The 17000-nt window shown below is 56.4% G+C and carries 16 protein-coding genes and 1 riboswitch; of the genes, 14 read left to right on the plus strand and 2 right to left on the minus strand.

Translation table 11 applies throughout. The features are described from left to right. The first annotated feature begins 155 nt into the window (after nt 1-155). The 11 genes from H3T93_RS00980 to H3T93_RS01030 all read left to right on the plus strand — a co-directional run bounded on the left by H3T93_RS00980 (nt 156) and on the right by H3T93_RS01030 (nt 10973). Nucleotides 156-989 carry an IclR family transcriptional regulator gene (locus H3T93_RS00980; protein ID WP_046323113.1) on the plus strand — a complete coding sequence of 278 codons (834 nt, stop codon included), beginning with the start codon at nt 156-158 and terminating at the stop codon, nt 987-989. Further along, complete coding sequence (locus H3T93_RS00985) at nt 970-1770, plus strand: IclR family transcriptional regulator (RefSeq protein ID WP_186363900.1); 801 nt, start codon at nt 970-972, stop codon at nt 1768-1770. Before H3T93_RS00980 ends, H3T93_RS00985 begins: the two co-directional genes overlap by 20 nt. Nucleotides 1771-2020: 250 nt before the next feature. Further along, nucleotides 2021-3448, plus strand: a complete 1428-nt coding sequence (locus tag H3T93_RS00990) for a sugar porter family MFS transporter (protein ID WP_052733348.1) — start codon at nt 2021-2023, stop codon at nt 3446-3448. 68 nt (nt 3449-3516) lie between these two features. Continuing rightward, on the plus strand, nt 3517-4302 hold the full coding sequence (locus H3T93_RS00995; RefSeq protein WP_046323111.1) for a TIM barrel protein: 786 nt from the start codon (nt 3517-3519) through the stop codon (nt 4300-4302). 93 nt (nt 4303-4395) lie between these two features. After that, entirely contained in the window at nt 4396-4941 is a 546-nt protein-coding gene (locus tag H3T93_RS01000; RefSeq protein WP_082097768.1) for a heme-degrading domain-containing protein, read from the plus strand. A gap of 68 nt (nt 4942-5009) precedes the next feature. Continuing rightward, on the plus strand, nt 5010-5897 hold the full coding sequence (gene iolB, locus H3T93_RS01005) for a 5-deoxy-glucuronate isomerase (protein WP_110425484.1): 888 nt from the start codon (nt 5010-5012) through the stop codon (nt 5895-5897). Nucleotides 5898-6015: 118 nt separating this feature from the next. Beyond that, nucleotides 6016-7068: a 3-isopropylmalate dehydrogenase gene (locus tag H3T93_RS01010; protein ID WP_144177367.1), complete on the plus strand. Its 1053-nt coding sequence runs from the start codon at nt 6016-6018 to the stop codon at nt 7066-7068. A 27-nt stretch (nt 7069-7095) separates the two neighbouring features. Then, complete coding sequence (locus H3T93_RS01015) at nt 7096-7965, plus strand: sugar phosphate isomerase/epimerase family protein (RefSeq protein ID WP_144177365.1); 870 nt, start codon at nt 7096-7098, stop codon at nt 7963-7965. A gap of 73 nt (nt 7966-8038) precedes the next feature. Then, nucleotides 8039-8929: a sugar phosphate isomerase/epimerase family protein gene (locus H3T93_RS01020; RefSeq protein ID WP_046323107.1), complete on the plus strand. Its 891-nt coding sequence runs from the start codon at nt 8039-8041 to the stop codon at nt 8927-8929. A gap of 27 nt (nt 8930-8956) precedes the next feature. After that, on the plus strand, nt 8957-9859 hold the full coding sequence (gene iolE / locus H3T93_RS01025; protein ID WP_198208339.1) for a myo-inosose-2 dehydratase: 903 nt from the start codon (nt 8957-8959) through the stop codon (nt 9857-9859). A gap of 49 nt (nt 9860-9908) precedes the next feature. Continuing rightward, on the plus strand, nt 9909-10973 hold the full coding sequence (locus H3T93_RS01030; RefSeq protein WP_144177362.1) for a Gfo/Idh/MocA family oxidoreductase: 1065 nt from the start codon (nt 9909-9911) through the stop codon (nt 10971-10973). 168 nt (nt 10974-11141) lie between these two features. Here the strand turns inward: H3T93_RS01030 and H3T93_RS01035 are convergent, their stop codons facing one another. Together H3T93_RS01035 and H3T93_RS01040 are read right to left on the minus strand one after the other, a co-directional pair. After that, a complete protein-coding gene (locus H3T93_RS01035) occupies nt 11142-13559 on the minus strand; it encodes an energy-coupling factor transporter ATPase (protein ID WP_144177360.1) in 2418 nt (805 codons plus the stop codon). 33 nt (nt 13560-13592) lie between these two features. Then, nucleotides 13593-14219 carry an ECF transporter S component gene (locus H3T93_RS01040; RefSeq protein WP_186363899.1) on the minus strand — a complete coding sequence of 209 codons (627 nt, stop codon included), beginning with the start codon at nt 14217-14219 and terminating at the stop codon, nt 13593-13595. Next, nucleotides 14204-14338, minus strand: a riboswitch (FMN riboswitch). It overlaps the preceding gene by 16 nt. 165 nt (nt 14339-14503) lie before the next feature. On the opposite strand from H3T93_RS01040, the gene H3T93_RS01045 reads away from it, so the two are divergent. Genes H3T93_RS01045 through H3T93_RS01055 form a run of 3 tightly spaced genes read left to right on the plus strand, consistent with a single transcriptional unit; the run spans nt 14504 to nt 16896 of the window. After that, nucleotides 14504-15154 carry an RNA polymerase sigma factor gene (locus H3T93_RS01045; RefSeq protein ID WP_186363898.1) on the plus strand — a complete coding sequence of 217 codons (651 nt, stop codon included), beginning with the start codon at nt 14504-14506 and terminating at the stop codon, nt 15152-15154. Beyond that, nucleotides 15141-16004 (plus strand): hypothetical protein, encoded by an 864-nt coding sequence (locus H3T93_RS01050; RefSeq protein ID WP_144177352.1) that lies wholly within the window; start codon nt 15141-15143, stop codon nt 16002-16004. Before H3T93_RS01045 ends, H3T93_RS01050 begins: the two co-directional genes overlap by 14 nt. 34 nt (nt 16005-16038) lie before the next feature. Next, nucleotides 16039-16896: an ABC transporter ATP-binding protein gene (locus tag H3T93_RS01055; RefSeq protein WP_233439324.1), complete on the plus strand. Its 858-nt coding sequence runs from the start codon at nt 16039-16041 to the stop codon at nt 16894-16896. Nucleotides 16897-17000: the final 104 nt, after the last annotated feature.

Raw genomic sequence — 17000 nt, forward strand, 5'->3', positions numbered from 1 at the left:
GAGCTTTTCGATTCGCAAACCCGGGAGGTCGGGTGCAGGTTGGCACGGCTCAGTGCCAATCGGGAGTGGGCCCTGTTGTGAGGAAGATAGCCTGCTGACACCATATAATGTGCACTGGGCATGGATGGTTTATCTAGGACAAGAAGGAGGGTGCCATGAGGCAGGGTACCGAATCTGACTCGGGACACAGCGTTGGCACCCTGACTAAGGCCAAGGCGGTGCTTGACGCTCTGGAACAGCTTGGCCCCTCCAGCATCCATGAAATCAGCGCCTATGTGCACGAACCTGCCAGCTCCACCTACCGCTTGCTCTCCAATCTCGTGACCTTGGGCTGGGTGGATCATGGCCTGCATCGCGGCGAATACCGATTGGGCATCGCCTGTGTGCGCATTGGCGGCCGTATCGAGGCGAGGCTGGATGTGCAAAGCATCGCCAGGCATGTCTTTAAAAGGCAGGAGGGCTCGAACGGCAGCTGGAGCCTTTTTGTCCGCCACTATGTGCGCTCGGTCTGCGTGCAGATGACCTTCCTGGGGCAGAGTCGATTGCGCTCGCCTCAGATCGGCTATTCGTTGCCGATCAGTCTGGGTGCACCTTCAGACGTGCTTCTGGCCTTTTTGGATCAAGCGCGTTTTGAGCGCCTGATCGAGCACTATCGCTACAACGCTGACCTCGGTGGGCTGTTGTCCACCTTCCGGGAGCGCTCGATGCAGATGGCTGAAAAGGTGGTCCAACGAGGGTATGCCTACGATGTTGACCAAACAGTACCAGGGGCGCTAACCCTGGCAGCCCCGATCTTCGATCATGCTGGTCACATCAGGGCTGCGGCCTGTTATAGCGGGCTGTCTCGATCCAGTAGGGCTTTGGTTGAATCAGGTGCCGATTTGCGTGAGGTGACCAGCCTGCTCCAAGCTGCCGGGGAGATATCGCAGGGACTGGGCTATGTGGTTGATGGCGAAGAGGGAAGGTTCGATGGTAAGAGCGAGCAGTAAGGCCAGCAATCAGGAGCCGACCGGAGCCCTTTTCAAGGCTGGGAAGATCATCGACGTCCTGGCTGACAACAACGGTATCGGGCCTGCAGAAGTGGCGGCTGCCTCTGGCATTCCCCGCTCGTCCGCCTATAGGATCCTGGATGGATTGGTCCAAGTCGGTCTGGTCAAGGCCAACCAGGACGATACTTATTCACTGAGTTTAAGCTGGCTCAATCTCTCTGATGTGGCGCGCAGCTCCTTGACTGAATGGCCCAATGCCTATGAACTCTTGGCTGAGTTGACGACTCTTACCGGGCAGACGACTTTCCTGACCGTCATCAGTGGCTTCGAAACCGTCTGCGTGGAATGCGCACAGGGGCCCAGCATTGACGCGCTGATCCTGCGGCCGGGTGGTACCTTGCCCTTCTTCGCCGGTGCTGCTGGCCGGGTTTGCCTGGCCTATTCCGATGAGCAGATCCAGAATGACTACCTGAAACAGGCGCCCTTTGCGGGCTATAATGAGAACTCATTGGTCACTGCCAGCGCTCTGCGTACCGATATCAAGCAGATTCGGGAGAGAGGATTCGCTATTTCCAATGAGGACATCACCATCGGTGTGGCCTCGATTGGTGTCCCTATCTTTTCTAAACAGGATGGCATGGTGGTCGGAGCCCTATCAACCGGAGGATTCGCGGACGCGATGATGCCGCGCTGTGAAGAACTGGCAGGACAGCTCACGGCCTATGTAGATCGGCTGGAATCAAGTCAGCTTTTGGGAAACTCGTCCCATTCTCAGGCTTGATGCCCAGCCCTGAAGGAGGCAGTGGCGTTCGAAGGCTGGCTCAGGCTGTCTGCGGTTAGTTTTGCCGTTAAAAACGTCCCAACAAGCCCACTGTCTAGGCCATATTCCTATTTCTTGGATAGTTTTCTGAAAAACATAAGTTTTTTGCCTTTTTGATTTTCTTTTTTGTATTTTATTTCGTATACTGAACATGTTGACCGTAATTTGATAACGGTGTCAAATTTGGTGTCAATGGGAAGCAGGAATAAACATGGGAACATTTCAAGAGGCCTCCCAAGACATGGATGTCGAAGCCTTGGCCCGCAACCGCAAACGTTATGTCACCATGATGGTCGTGGTGGGAATTTTCGGCGGGGGACTGTATGGCTATACGCTAACCTTCCTGTCTGGGGCGCTCGTAACGATGAATTTTGACGGGTCCAATAATCAGCTCAGCGCTTGGAATCAGAGCATCATCACTGCGGTCATGCTCCTAGGCTGTGCTGTTGGTTCCTTCTGCGGCGGCAACTTGGCAGACCGCTTGGGGCGCAAGCGACTGATCCTTTATGGGGCTCTTCTCGCTCTGGTCGGGGCGCTAATGTGTGCTCTAGCAACCAACATCGCCTTCTTTGCCTTCTCCCGGATGATCGTAGGCTTTGCAGTGGGGACGACCTCCTGTGTGATCCCCATATATCTTGGTGAGATGGCGCCATCCGCGCAGCGTGGCCGACTGGTTTCGGTCAATTCGGTCATGATCAATATTTCCCAGCTGCTCGCCTCATTGGTCAACGCTGTCCTGGCAGTCAAGGCAGATTGGCATGCCATGGTTTGGGCGGCTGTGGTTCCAGCCGTCCTACTGGTCATAACGGCAATTTTTGTCCATGAAACGCCAAGCTTCCTTGCCAGGCATGGTATGGAAACCGAGGCAGTCAAGCTCCTGCTGGAAACTCGTCCAAAGTCCGAGGCGGAGGAGACTTTCACCTCCTTCCAGGCGGCGGAAAAGAATGAGACGAAGGGGACCAGGGAGAATTTCTCTACCCCCTGGCTGCGTAGGGTCTTGATCGCAGGAGTTGGTGCAGCCCTGATAAACCAGCTGGTCGGCTCCAACGCCATCAACTTCTTCGCTCCTACCATGTTCTCTTCCACATTGGGCATCGACCCTGATAACTCGATTATCGCCATGGTTCCGGTCATGATTGTTTCGTCTGTTGCTGCCGTCATCGGTGGCCTCGGCTTTATCGACAAGATAAACCGCCGCACTGCACTGATGATCGGCCTGGGCGGGGTCTCTGTCTTCCTGGCCCTGGTAGGGGTCTGCTATCTCTTTATCGACCCCAACCATCCATCCACCAGCATGTCCTGGCTCCTCATCGGTCTGGTCATGTTTGATCTCGCCTTCGCCCAGGGCATGGTCTCGCCGGTGACCTGGCTGCTCATTGCTGAGGTATTCCCGGCAAAGGTCCGCGGCAAGGGCGTGGGATATGCCAATGTGGCCATGAATGCGGCAAACTTTATCATCTCCCTCCTCTTCCTTCCCTTGCTCAACGCGGTCGGGGGAGCGGTCACCTTCTTCATTTTCGCACTCATCAATGTAGGAGCCGTCTTCTTTACCAAGGCCTTCATTCCGGAGACCAGGGGGAAGAGCCTGGAGAAGATTGAACAGGAGGCGAGGGCCCGTACTGCAAAAGCGGAAGCCTGAGCAGGAACTCTGAATGAACAGGACTGCCTGCCGGCAGGTGGGCGGTCATAAGGAAAGGAAATAGTACGATGGCACACAATCAATTGACGATTTGCGCTGAAATGGTCTATCTGGATCTTCCTATCGAGGAGAGAATCAAGCGGATTGACCAGATGGGCTTCGGAGTGGATATCTGGACCCACTACAGTCATGATCTGAACAAGCTGAAGGCTACCGGGGTGCCCATCAACTGTGCTCAGGGCTACGTGCATGGCAACCTTGCCTATCCCGATGACAGCGAAGAGATGCTGCGGACCGCCAAAGAGATCCTGCCGGAATTGAAGGATCTTGGCATCGACAAGCTTGTAATCCACGGTGCTGAGTTGGTCGATGGCAAGGCAGCCAAGTGGATTGACCGGGTCACTCCCGATATGTGGCTCAACGCCTATGACACCCTGTCGAGGTTCGCCGAGCTGGGCCAGGAGAATCAGGTGACCTACCTGCTGGAAAATCTCAACTCGAGGGTTGACCATCCGCATGTCCCCTTCTGCCATAGCTATGAAACGCTGACCCTGGTCAAGCGTGTCGACAGCCCCAACCTCAAACTGATGCTGGACCTCTACCATGCCCAGGAGGATGATGGCCATCTCATCGAGACCGTCAAGGAGGCCAACACCTATATCGGTGAGCTCCAGGCGGCCGATGTCCCTGGCCGGTGCGAGCCGGGCACCGGGGAGGTGCGCTGGGAACAGGTGGCGGCAGCCGTCAATGAGACTGATTTCACTGGCCCAATCGGGATGGAGGGGTATGCATCAGGCGACAGCGATAAGGCCCTCCAAGCCTTTGGGCAGGCCTTCGCCCAGTGCAGGGGATGAGACCTCATAAGTAGTAGGTCTCGCACTGCACGATAAGAATTTTCGTAATTCCAATAAGGATTGGAATATAACTCAGATGAATACAAAGGAGTCATGATGAAACAGATTTCAGTTGATGCAGTAGTGAAAAGGTATAACGAGTACAAGGCAATATTCGATGCCAACGAGGGCAAGCTTGCCGAGCGTAAACAGTTTATCGAGTCTCAGGAGAAGGAACTGCGATTCAGCGACTTTAGCGTGGATGATGCCTGGGAGGTAGGCAGCGCCATCTACGCTGCAGCCCACCGCCTGCAGTTGCCAGTCGCCATCGATATACGCCTGGGTTTGCAGAGGGCTTTCCATGCGGCCATTCCCGGGGCTGCAGAAGACAATGACGCCTGGGCTGAGCGCAAGGGGAATGTGGTGCTTGCCTATGGCCATGCCTCACTCTATGTAGGCACCGACTTTCAGCAGAAGGAGGAGGATTTTGACGTGAGCTCACGAAGGAATGCACACGACTTTGCGGCGCATGGCGGAGCTTTCCCGCTTCTTTTGCCCAGTGGCTTGGTGTTTGGGGTTACAGCCGTCTCCGGGCTGCCCTCGATCTATGACCACTCTCTGGTCACGGCTACCTTGAAGGAGTTCGTCTCAGCCCAATAGAACCGGCCAGGTCAGGCAAAAGTCAAGCACACAGCCGATATAGGCGAAAAGACAATGGAGGGATGAATATGACACGATGGGTGTACCCCAAGGGAAGTGCATCACAGGGAGACTGGGAAGTTTCTCTGGGTGCCCAGGACAGCCAGGCGGTATCGGGCTGGCAATATGCGGGTCTGCAGGTTGCTAGGCTGAACCAGGGGGAGCAGGTGAGTCTGCCTGCCGGAGCCTGGGAACGTATGGTGGTGCCCTTGAGCGGTTCCTATGATGTGACCTCTCCCAGGGGTACCTATCACCTTCGTGGTCGTCATGACGTGTTTAGCACCCCCACAGATACGGTCTATATCGGCTGTGACAGCCCCTTGACCATTCGAGCAGTCCAGGCTGGCCGGGTGGCGGTTGCCTCGGCGCCTGCCACAACCCATTTCCCGGACCAGCTTGTTCCAGCGCAGGATGTTGACGTCGCCCTGCGCGGCAATGGGCCTATCTCCCGCGAAGCCAGGAACTTTGGAATGATGGATAATATCCAGGCCGAACGCCTTCTGGTCTGTGAAGTCATCACCCCAAGCGGGTCCTGGTCCTCCTACCCGGTGCATAAGCATGATCAGGCCGGTCCGGATGAGACTGCTTTGGAGGAAATATACTACTTCGACATGCAGCCCCTGCCGGGGGCTCCAGAGGGGGTGAGGCCCTTTGGCTATCAGGGTGCGTCTGCCTCGGACGACAGGCCACTTGATATCCTCACTCAGATACAGCCGGGTGACACGGTCTTGATACCGTACGGCTGGCACGGCCCCTCCATTGCAGCCCCTGGCTTCGACCTCTACTATCTCAATGTCATGGCGGGAGGTGGAGAGCGTGACTGGAAGGTCACCATTGATCCCGGACAGAACTGGATCTACCAAGCCGTAGAAGCAGTCCCGCTTGACCCTCGTCTCCCAATGGAGGGACAAAAGTAAATTCTGAGAATATAAATCTGATATTCGGAATACCATCGTAGAATTATTAGGAATTCTCACAGTTTACTCATAAATATTGATTATGTACATTAGAAAATGATAATGGTAGGTTAAACATATGGCAGACAGTGACGTAGGGAAGATAATCAATATAGCGGTTATCCCGGGAGATGGCATCGGCAGGGAGGTTACTCCGCAGACCCAGGCGGTCATGGGCAGAGCCGTCGGCGACCAGGTAAGGCTGAACTACGTGGACTACGACTTGGGGGCTGAGCGATATCTGCGTGACGGGACCCTGCTCAATGATGAGGATCTGGAATCCATCGGGCAGCAGGATGCCATACTGTTGGGGGCTGTGGGTGACCCGCGTGTGCGTTCAGGGATTCTGGAGCGCGGCCTCCTGCTCAAACTCAGGTTCAGCTTCGACCAGGCCGTCAACCTGAGACCGACCAAACTCTATCCAGGGGTGAGCTCGCCGCTGAAGAATCCAGGACAGATCGACTTCGCTGTGGTTAGGGAGGGGACTGAAGGCCTCTACTCCGGAATGGGAGGATATATTCGTCGGGGCACTGACCAGGCCATCGCGACCGAGACCTCCCTCAACACGGCTTTCGGCGTCGAGCGGGCGGTACGTTATGCCTTTGATTTAGCGCGTAAGCGTGGGGGCAAGCGCAATGTGACCATGGTCAACAAGACCAATGTCCTGCCCCATGCTGGTGCCCTCTGGCTCGACATCATGGATAAGGTGGCGCAGGAGTACCCTGATGTGACCTGGGACTATCTGCATGCGGACGCCTGCACAATCTTTCTGGTGACGGATCCTTCGCGATTCGACGTCATCGTCACCGACAACCTCTTTGGCGACGTGCTCACCGATGAGGCGGGGGCCGTGGTTGGCGGCATTGGATACTCGGCCTCAGCCAATATCAACGTCACTGACGAACACCCCTCGATGTTCGAGCCCATTCACGGTTCAGCGCCTGACATCGCTGGCAAGGGGATCGCCAATCCGACAGCCTCGATCCTGTCTGGAGCCATGCTGCTGGAGCACTTCGGGTATGACCAGGCTGCTGAACGCATCCAGCGGGCCGTGGAAGAAGACGTTGCTGCCAATGCAAGCAGGTCAAGGTCCACGCAAGAAGTTGCTCAGGATATTATCGCCCGCCTGTAAGCGGGCAAAAGGAAGAAGCTGATACTTATGAAGATTGCACTTGACCCCACCCCCTTCTATTACGACTACAAACTGCTGGAACTGCCGCAGGCTGTGGCTGATGCAGGCTACCGGTACATGCAGTTGGCCCCGCATGATGACTTTCTGCCCTTCTACATCCACCCTAAGGCTGATGACGAACTGGTCCACGATCTGGCTAAGGCCTGCAAGAACGCCGGCGTCGAACTGGTCTCCCTGCTGCCCGTCTACCGGACCTCATGGCCGGACGAGCGGGAACGTCAGTGGGCTGTGCGGAATTGGAAGCGGGCAATCGAGATTGCGGCCATCTTGGGGATCCATACCATCAACAGTGAGTTCAGCGGCATCCCCGAGCGCTATGAGGAGTCGGAGGCCGGCTTCTACTCGACCATGGAGGAGATACTACCCTTGCTTGAGCGGGAGGGGATTGTGATCAACTTTGACCCCCATCCGTATGATTTTGTGGAAAATGGCATGGATGCGCATCGCGTACTGCGCGGCCTCAACTCAGACCTGGTCGGTTCCGTCTACGTGTCCTCGCACACCTTCCACTACGGGAATGCAGTGCACGAGATCACCCAGGCGGAATCTACCAAGTTGCGTTCGGTCTACATTTCCGATGCTTATGACCACAACCGTTCACACGGCTTGCGCTATATCTCCAATCCTCCAGGGACCAACGCACGGGTCCACCAGCATCTGAAGGTGGGTGACGGGGATGTGGATTTCAAGGATCTCTTCCAGGCACTCAAGACCAACGGTTTCCTGGACAGGGAGGATTCCCTGATCGTCTCCAACGTCTTCGCCGAGGACGAGACCGCCCATGATACTTCCGTGTATCAACGTCAGACCATCGAACAATTAATCAAGGAAGCGTAGGTTTCCAGAACTTCAATGGAAGCCTCACGGTTGCAGGACAAGCCTGCGCCGAGCCACCACAACAAAGGAGTCAATGATGGCACGATTATCAATGAACGTAACTACCACCTTCTACGGCAATGTCTATGATGACATACGCTTTGCCAAGGAGGCCGGCTTCGACGGCATAGAGATGCAGAGCCCAAAGCTCTACCGTTTTCTCGATCAGGGCTATACCGCCCAGGATGCAGCTGAAATTCTGGATGGTTTTCCGGTCAGCGGACTGGGGGCTATTCAGGGGATCACCAGGCGGTCAGAAGAAGACCGGGCAGAGTACCTTAAAGAGGTTGAAAGGATGTGCCAGATAGCCCAGGTCATCGGTGCTCCAGCCGTTCAAATGTGCACGGATCCAGTGGATTGGAACGTGGTCATGGATTACAACGCCGGCAAATTGGCTGCAGATGATCCGCGTTGGCGGGGCCCCCTCGGTTTAAGCGAGCAGGAAGCCATTGATGTAACAGCGCATAATGTTCAGCTGGCCTGCGACATCGCCAAGCAGTACGGGCTGGGCATCTACCTGGAGCCTCTCTGCTGGGCGCCGATCAGCCGGTGTTCTCAGTTGCTGCAGATTGTCGATAAGGTCAACCGGGACAACTTCGGCATCACCGTGGATACCTGGCACTTCTGGACTGCCGGTGACACGCTGGAGGACGTAGCCAAGATACCGCCGGAGATCATCACCGCTGTCCATGTCTCTGACGGGTTGGAAATCGACAGGGGCCGGGAGGTCCCCAACCAGGATGTGCACCGCAATGTGGTCAACGGTGGCGGTTGCATCCCCCTGCAGGAGTGGATTGATGCAATCAAGGCCACAGGCTATGACGGCTGGTATTGCTCCGAGATGTTTTCCGACAGGGCCAACGAGCATGAAATGGGCATGGTGGCCCAGACCATGAAAAACCTGCTGACCATCATGATCAAGTAGCTTCAGGCAGACGAATGATTGGGTGAAATGATGACAAACAAGAATACGGCAATTCGCGTGGGCATGGCTCCGATCAGTTGGACCAATGACGACATGCCCGAGCTGGGTGGCGAAACTCCCTATCAGCAGATTTTGAGCGAAGTCGCTCTGGCCGGGTTTGAAGGCACTGAAATTGGCAACAAGTACCCCAAGGATCCCAAGGTTTTGAAGGAGCAGCTTCAGATGCGGGGGATCAGCATTGCCAGTGCCTGGTTCAGCGCCTATCTGACTACGCAAACCTGGGAGGAGAACGAGCGGAGTTTCATCGCCTTCCGCGACTATCTCCACGCCTTGGGTGCAAAGATGATCAATGTAGCTGAACAGGGCAATACCATTCAGGGCCAAATGCATACGCCGATCTTCGATGGCAAGCCTGAATATACCAGTCAGCAATGGGATCAACTGACCCGTGGTCTTGATCGATTTGGAGATCTGGCCCATGACGTCGGTATGGAAATCTCCTACCACCACCACATGGGCACGGGTGTGCAGACCACCAGCGAGATTGATCGCCTGATGGAAGGGACTGACCCTGACAAGGTAAAGCTCTTGGTCGATGTGGGCCATTTGCTCTTTTCGGGGGAGGATCCGGTTGACATCGTGAAGCGTTACGCTTCGAGGGTCGGGCACGTCCACCTGAAGGATATTCGGCCTGATGTCCTTCAGCGCGTCAAGGACGAGAAACTGAGCTTCCTCCAGGCCATCTTGGAGGGTGTGTTCACCGTGCCAGGGGATGGGGTCACCGACTTTAAGAAGGTTCTTCAGCCCCTACTTGATGGGGGTTACCACGGTTGGTTCATGGTAGAGGCCGAGCAGGACCCAGCCAAGGCTGACCCGCTGAAGAGCGCCCTTACCGCACGTCGGTACTTAAGAGAGCATCTCGGTGTATAAGTCCCCTCTGCCTCCTGGCAATCATGGGAGGGTGTGGAAGGAGTAAATAATGGGACAAGAGCAAAATCACAATCTCAAGATTGCCCTCATAGGCTTTGGCTTTGTAGGGCGGGTCTTTCATGCCAACATGATTGATCAGACTGAAGGACTGGAACTGTCGGCTGTAGTGACTCATAACGAGCGAGCTACAGCCCAGGTTCACCAGCTTTATCCTCGGGCCCGGGTCTATGACAATAACGATGATTTTTTCAAGGATATCGATCGTTACGATGCTGTCAGCATAGGCACCCCCGACGATACCCACCTGGAGTTTGCCACCCGGGTCATGCAGGCCGGCAAGCCTGTGGTCATTGACAAGCCGGTGGCCGGCTCCAGTCAGGAGGCGAACAAGATCCTTGATGTGGCTCAGGCTACCGGTACACCTGCGGCGGCCTTCCAGAACCGACGCCATGATGCAGAAATCCTGACAGCCAGCAAGTACCTGAAGGAATTGGACCTGGGCCGTATCATACGTGTCGAATCCAGGTACGGTTCTTTCCGCCCCAATGTGGAAACCGGCTGGCGCGAGCAGAAGACGCATGACCAACCCAGAGGAGCGCTCTTTGATCTTGGCGCCCACACTCTGGATCAGGTCGTTCAGCTCTTTGGCCCGGTCACCTCGATCTATGGTGAAGTGTCCACCCAGAGAGAGGATGCAGTTGTGCCTGATGATTTCTTCATCGCTGCTACCCATCAGCAGGGCATCATCTCGCATATTGTCGGTGGCCTGGTGCAATCCACCCGGCAACCCCGACTGACTATTCAGGGGACACTGGGATCCCTGCAGATTAACGACCAGGACCCTGAGGAAGACCAGCTCAAGGCAGGCATGCGGATTGATGATCCGCACTTTGGTGTCATGTCCGACCCCACTGCCTGTTATATCGACAGGGAGGGTGAGGAGCATATACTCCCGGCCGTTCGGGGCTGGCAGCCGGCATTCTACGAAGGTTGGCGTGACTTCCTCCGCGGCAAGGCCGACAACCCGGTTCCCCTGGCTGAGAGTGTCCATGTTCTGGAGCTCCTGGATCAGGCCATGCTCTCCAGCCAGGACAGGAGGATCATACAGGAATAGTGTAGATGCAATCAATACTTGGCCTTCGGACCTACTGATAACAGGTTAGGTCCCCGCTGATCGCATGGATGGCTGATCAGCGGGGACCCAATCTGTTCGGTGGCATAACTGTCCGGTTGGCAGAGTCAGGAACCACGGCATGTGCTTCTGCTTACGAGGCCGGACTGCTCAGAACAGGGGATGCAGCAGCAGGGCCAGCAGATAGAGGGCCATGAGAGCGATAAAGAGAAAGTCCATCCTGCCCAATCGCAGCAGGCGGTAGTGGGTGCGCTCTTGACGGCTGCCCTCATAGCATCGGGCATCCAAGGCCCGGCTCAGGTTATCGGCGTGGCGCAGAGCTCCGGCGAAGACAGGAACCGTGATAGCAATGGCAGCATGCAGGCGTTGCGAGAGCGAGCCGGACTCGATGGATCCACCACGGGCGGCCTGGGCTTCCACGATGGCCTGAACCTCACGTCCAAGTGTGGGGATGAAACGGAGGGCAAGTGAGAGGACCAGGGCGATCTCATTGGTGTGGATGCCCAGTCTGGACAGCGGACTCAGCAGCGATTCACAGGCATCGGTCATCTGCGTCGGCGTGGTGGTCTCTACCAGGAGCGCGCCCAGAAAGATGATCAGCATGAAGCGGCAGGCATAGAGTACAGCTACCCAGATCCCTCCTGTGGTCAGTACGAATGGACCCCAGGCAGCCAATCTGCGGCCGGTCTGAGTGACCAAAAGGTTGAATAGTGCCAGCAGAAGCATGAGGAACAGAAAGCCCTTGACTGAGTTAACAATGGAACGCAGTGGGGCTCGGGCGGCGGCAAAGAGGCCGACAGTGACCACCAGTGCCAGAACAAGTTGCGCCGGTGTAGAGATGGCGAAGGCGGTGAACATGGCTAGGATGAAGGTCACCAGTTTGGCTCGCGGGTCCAGCCTCGCCAGCAAGGATAGGGGCTTCTGGTCGTCCTGAGTACGATCCGTTTTCTTTTCAGTAGTCTCCTTCTCCGCCGTATCTATTGCGAGCAGTTGGTGATAGCGTTCCACGACTTCGGCAGTAGTCCCATAGGCTAGTGTTTCTCCATGCTCCAGGAGCAGGGTCTGGTCGGCCAGGTCCAGGGCCTCCCGATCGGCGTGGGTGCTCATGACGATGGTGACTCCACGTTGGTGGAGCACTCGAAGCAGCGTCATGATGCGAGCGCAGGCCTGGGGGTCGAGACTGGCGGTGGCCTCGTCCAAAACTAGCAATTGCGGGCTGCAGGCCGCGACTCCGGCAATCGCTACCAAGCGCCGCTGACCCCCCGAGAGCTCGAAGGGTGAGCGGTCGGCCAGATCACTGATGCCCAGAAGCTTCATGGCATCATCCACCCGCTGCTGCACCTGCTCGGGTCCATAGCCCAGGTTGTGCGGACCATAGGCGATGTCCTGGGCAACGGTATCCGCAAAAAGCTGATGTTCGGGGTATTGCATGACATAGCCGACCCTTTGGCGCAGAAGCTTGAGATTCTGGCGTCGCAGATGCTTGGCCTTGGGCCGATCGGGTCCGGCCAGGGGCAGGCCGGCCACCTGGATGGATCCGCTGTCGGGAGTGACCAGGGCACAGATGAGCCTGGCCAGGGTGGACTTGCCGGACCCGTTGCGCCCGATAATGGCCAGGGTCTGTCCTGCCGCAAGCTCCAGATTCACATGGCTAAGGGCTTTGCTGTCGGCATCCGGGAAACTGTAAGAGACATCCGACAACTTGACCATGGGAATAGCGTGCTTGCCGACCGTGGTCTTGGGACCCGTATTTGATACCCCGCTTTGGGTTAGCGGAATTGGGTCAGGTTCGCCAACGAGGGCAGGCAGATCCTGTCTGTTCAGAATCTGGTTCGGACTTCCGCATGCCACGATGCACCCATGGTCAAGCACGAGGACTCGATCAGCCTGCCTGGCTTGCTCGAGCAGGTGGGTGATGTGGACGACGGCCGTGCCCTGGGCTGTCAGCTGACAAAGGATTGATTGAATCTCCTGCCGGCCGGCAGCATCAAGCATGGCGCCAGGTTCATCCAGCACCATCATGCCTGGATTCATGGCCAGGCTGTCGGCCAAGGCCAGTCGTTGCTGCTGTCCGCCAGACATGCGGGTGGGATCATCATTCATCCGCGTCTGCAGATCCACCTGCTTCAGTGCTGCTGGCACGCAAGAAAGCATCTTTTGACGGGGCATGCTCAGATTCTCGGGTCCAAAAGCCACGTCGTCCTGGACGACTGTGGTCACAATCTGGTCCTCGGGGTTTTGGAAGACCATGCCGATGCGCCGACGTGCCTGCCGGTAGGCTCCAGCGTCGATCCGTCGGCCTTGATTCGGGGTATCTGAACAGACCGTCTGGCCCATAAGCTCGACCTGACCATGGTCAGGTGCCGTCGCACCTGAGAGGACGCTTCCCAGCGTGGATTTGCCGGAACCATTCGCTCCCAGGATGCACAGATGCTCGCCTGCATGCACTTCCATGGACAGATGGTCCAAGGCCCAGTTCTGGCCTCCGTCATAGGAGAAGGAGACCTGGCTGAGACGGGCGACTATCGCCTTCGAATCCGCTGAATCCGGGATTGCGGATTGGGTCATGGATGCTGCCATGACGCTCCGAATCGCCGTGGCCTACTTCTTGATCAGCGTGGAGATGGGCTTGTAAATCAGGAAGGTGACCACGCCGTGGATGGCGAACTTCATCAGGTTGAAGGGTAGAAGGATCGGCACGATCATAGCGACGACCTTGGCCATGGACATGTGCGCGTAGAAGGGGGTGATCACTACGTTGCACAGGATGGCTGCAACCACGCCCAGAATGGCACCGGAGACAATCCCGATGACCGCTCCCTTACGGCTGTGCATCCTGCGATAGACAAGGGCCGCCGGCACGCTCAGGGCCAAGGCCACGATCATCGAGATCAGAGCGCCGAAGGGGTTGGTGAACAGGTGCGGGACGAATCCCAGTATGGAGATGATTGCTGCAGCCGCCGGACCGAAGGCGAAGCCGCATACCAGGACGACGATGCCTGAAGGGTCGTATTTGAGCCAAGGGGCGGCAGGAAAGATCGGGAAGGAGAAGAAGCTCAGAACCATGGCCAGGGCTACGAAGAGCGCGTAGACCGCGATCCGCTTTGTCGACCAGCGTCCTGAACCGCCTGCACCTGTGGAGTGGACATCGTTGAAGCGCGTGTCCTTGTTTGCAGTGGTATGTGAATGAGAATTGGGCATGCTCATAGAGAGCCTCGTTTCTTCCATCCGGACTGTAACCGTTGGCTTCGGACTTTGACCGATATCCACCGCTTGCGCGGGTCGCGGGCTCCCGGCCTTCAGCCGGATACCGCCAGTAAGGACTTTCACCTTCCCTGAAACTGACGATTTCAATATAGCTGCGGTCCTTGGAATGGTCAATTCTTTCTCAATGATAGTGCATTTCTAGACACGCCAGGAAGGAAATAAAACCGCCTTCCATGCAACTATTGCAGCCTGCACAACGAATATGAGGTTGTCGAAAGTTCACAATGCTGCAAGGAGGCTGGAGCATGGCGAGGATGGGTGACCATCTGCTGCCTGCGGATGAAGCTATACATCCGGCCTTGGTCAGACAAACCAGTGACGGAGACGCTGATGGTGGCCAATCCCAGGCAGAGGACCTGGAATGGATCAGAAACATACTGTCAACTAGATCCTTTCGCGCAGCCGATGACCTAGTTCGCAAGTACTACGACGACATCCTGGCCTACATCCGAGCTCAAGTAGGCGATAAGGAGGAGTCGCTGAACCTTGCCCAGGATGCCTTTGTTGCCATTCTGCGGTCTTTGGGCAGCTACGATCCGCACAAGTCCAGCTTCCGTACCTGGATCCACCGCATCGCAACCTACAAGGTCATTGATTACTGGCGGATCCGCCGCAGGCGGCAGCGGCAGGAGGCGCAAGTATTTGTGGCATCCGGCCACGATCAACATGACGACCCCGCCGACCAGACCTTCAAGGACGACCTAGTTGGTCGGATTGAAGACGAGATCTCACAGGCTCCGGTCCCGGCGCAGGAAGTTTTGCGTCTCCATCTGTATGCCGGCTATGGGTTCGCGCAGATTGCCGAGGCCTGCGGAGAGCCTGAAAACACGGTCAAGGCTCGGTATTACCGACTTTTGGACAATTTGAGGAAGGAGTTTGGTCATGAATCGGTCTGAACCTGATATCCGTCCCATTCTGGCGGCTCTTCAGGGTAGCGACCTTGAGCGCGATGATTTTGCTGAATCACAGATCGGCAGTTCCAGGATGCGCGAGCGATCCATAAAAACAATTGTCCGCAAAGGGATGGGAAGACGTCCTGGGCTGATCTGGACCCTTGTAGCCATGGTCCGTTCCCTAGGCCTGAGAAACCTGCTCTTTGGCCTCTGGGACTGCGTCTTTATCGGCCTGATTCTGACGGCGGCGGTTTGGGCGACCGTCTTTGGCTCCTTCATGAAGACTGCTTGGCCCAGCAGAGTCGATAGAATCTTCGGTCTGGTTGTCCCCATATTCGTCTGCTCGCCTGCTCTTTTCCTGGTGGTGCACCTTTTGGTAGTGCTCAAGGAACGGAATCTGAATACCCTGAATCTGATCAGAACCTGCAGGTGGTCATTCCGTCAGATAGCAGCAGTCAGGATGCTTCTGTTCGGCATGGTCAGCATGATGATTTCATCCTTGGCTACGGTCTTGCTGGCGCAGACGACCAATCCGGGGCTGTCCACCATGACCCTTCTGGGGATCAGCTTCTCCTCCCTCTTTCTCTTTTCCCTGGCACAGATCTGGGTGGAGGAGCATATGCATGGAGAACTGTCCATCTATCTGGTTCTCGGACTCTGGATTGTGCTCGGCATGATGCTTTATCTGACTCGATTCGCCACCGCCCCCATCCTTGTCTCCATTCCGCCGGCCTTGAGCCTGGCGACGGGCCTTGTTCTTCTGGCGATCTTCCTGCTTGTTCTGCATGGACGCTGCGTAGGGTCACCTCTGCCAAGGTGGGTATGGCATATGAAAAGACTGGCGACGGCATGAGGGCGGAATCTTACATGTTTAGCGTGAAAGGACGGTGAGTTTCGTGCTGCACTTGGACCATGTGTCAAAGAGCTTCAGGAACAAGCGGGTTATCAACGATCTGAGCCTCTCCATTGGAACCGGCGTCCATGGGCTTCTCGCGCCTAACGGAGCAGGCAAGACCACGCTGATCCAAATGATCGCCACCCTGATCCGCCCGGATTCGGGAAACATCACTTGGAACGGGCAGGACATCATGGTTATGGACGAGGACTATCGCGGCCTCTTGGGGTATCTGCCCCAAAAATTCGGCTATTACCCAGACTACAGCGCTGAAGATTTTTTGATGTACATAGCAGCCCTTCAGGGGATCGGCCGGAAACGGGCCAAGCCCCTGGCGAAAGATCTCCTGAAGACCGTGGGGCTTAAAGACCAGGGTAAGCAGAAGATGAAGACGCTCTCTGGGGGCATGATTCAGCGCGTGGGGCTGGCACAGGCCATGATCAACGACCCGGAACTGATGATTTTGGACGAGCCGACCGCTGGTTTGGATCCACGGGAACGTGTCCGCTTCCGCAACCTGGTCCATGCTCTTTCGCGCGACCGGATCGTTATCCTGTCCACTCATATCGTCTCTGACCTGGAGACCATCGCCGACCGGGTCATCATGCTCAAGGATGGGCAGATCTGCTGCAACCAGTCCCCAAGGCAGATAAGCCGCTGGCTGGAAGGCAAAATATTCCTGGTTCCTGCGGATTATCGCTTAGGGCAGGGGCAGCTGCTCCTTGAGGACGAGCTGGATGGGGATGCGACCCGGCTCAGAATTTACTCACCTGAGCCGCCGTCCCAGGGCCAGGCTGTTCCTGCCAACTTGGAGGATGCCTTCCTGGTGATCTACGGGGACGAGGAGTAGCGATGCAGCATACCCCGCCGAATCGGGCTCGCAATCTTATTTCTTGCCAGGGATGTCTTCAATGAGATGGATGGTGATCAGGAACGAGATGCGGCACCTTCTGG

Origin of the sequence: Bifidobacterium sp. M0404, from assembly GCF_016101415.1 — a bacterium.
Taxonomy (GTDB): domain Bacteria; phylum Actinomycetota; class Actinomycetes; order Actinomycetales; family Bifidobacteriaceae; genus Bombiscardovia; species Bombiscardovia polysaccharolytica.

Bases quoted from the DNA above. Each gene is read 5' to 3' on its own strand.
- H3T93_RS00980 (WP_046323113.1), top strand. From the start codon at position 156: ATGAGGCAGGGTACCGAATCTGACTCGGGACACAGCGTTGGCACCCTG.
- H3T93_RS00985 (WP_186363900.1), top strand. From the start codon at position 970: ATGGTAAGAGCGAGCAGTAAGGCCAGCAATCAGGAGCCGACCGGAGCC.
- H3T93_RS00990 (WP_052733348.1), top strand. From the start codon at position 2,021: ATGGGAACATTTCAAGAGGCCTCCCAAGACATGGATGTCGAAGCCTTG.
- H3T93_RS00995 (WP_046323111.1), top strand. From the start codon at position 3,517: ATGGCACACAATCAATTGACGATTTGCGCTGAAATGGTCTATCTGGAT.
- H3T93_RS01000 (WP_082097768.1), top strand. From the start codon at position 4,396: ATGATGAAACAGATTTCAGTTGATGCAGTAGTGAAAAGGTATAACGAG.
- iolB (WP_110425484.1), top strand. From the start codon at position 5,010: ATGACACGATGGGTGTACCCCAAGGGAAGTGCATCACAGGGAGACTGG.
- H3T93_RS01010 (WP_144177367.1), top strand. From the start codon at position 6,016: ATGGCAGACAGTGACGTAGGGAAGATAATCAATATAGCGGTTATCCCG.
- H3T93_RS01015 (WP_144177365.1), top strand. From the start codon at position 7,096: ATGAAGATTGCACTTGACCCCACCCCCTTCTATTACGACTACAAACTG.
- H3T93_RS01020 (WP_046323107.1), top strand. From the start codon at position 8,039: ATGATGGCACGATTATCAATGAACGTAACTACCACCTTCTACGGCAAT.
- iolE (WP_198208339.1), top strand. From the start codon at position 8,957: ATGATGACAAACAAGAATACGGCAATTCGCGTGGGCATGGCTCCGATC.
- H3T93_RS01030 (WP_144177362.1), top strand. From the start codon at position 9,909: ATGGGACAAGAGCAAAATCACAATCTCAAGATTGCCCTCATAGGCTTT.
- H3T93_RS01035 (WP_144177360.1), bottom strand. From the start codon at position 13,559: ATGACCCAATCCGCAATCCCGGATTCAGCGGATTCGAAGGCGATAGTC.
- H3T93_RS01040 (WP_186363899.1), bottom strand. From the start codon at position 14,219: ATGGAAGAAACGAGGCTCTCTATGAGCATGCCCAATTCTCATTCACAT.
- H3T93_RS01045 (WP_186363898.1), top strand. From the start codon at position 14,504: ATGGCGAGGATGGGTGACCATCTGCTGCCTGCGGATGAAGCTATACAT.
- H3T93_RS01050 (WP_144177352.1), top strand. From the start codon at position 15,141: ATGAATCGGTCTGAACCTGATATCCGTCCCATTCTGGCGGCTCTTCAG.